Genomic DNA, 249 nt, shown 5'->3' with positions numbered 1-249 from the left:
GGTGACCTGGCCGACCGGCAGCTTCACGCCCGGGTAGGCGGCCACGATGGCCGGGACGTTCCAGGTCTTGACCTTGCCCACGAAGATATCGGCCAGCAGCGGGCCGCACAGCCGCAACTTGCCGGCTTCCAGGCCGACGATGTTCACCACCGGGACAACGCCGCCGATGGCGGACGGGAACTGGCCCAGGCCGGGCTGGGCCAACTCGTCGCTGCTCAGGGGCGTGTGGGAAGACCCGAAGTCGCCCGT

At 69.9% G+C, this 249-nt stretch carries 1 pseudogene; it reads right to left on the bottom strand.

The features are described 5' to 3' along the window. Positions 1–249: pseudogene (locus ACQG3P_RS21210) on the bottom strand (phosphate ABC transporter substrate-binding protein PstS); the annotation flags it as partial.

The sequence above is a fragment of the Stenotrophomonas sp. SrG genome, assembly GCF_050031795.1.
In the GTDB taxonomy this organism is placed as follows: Bacteria; Pseudomonadota; Gammaproteobacteria; order Xanthomonadales; family Xanthomonadaceae; genus Stenotrophomonas; species Stenotrophomonas rhizophila_A.
This window is presented reverse-complemented; position numbering and strand designations above follow the sequence as displayed.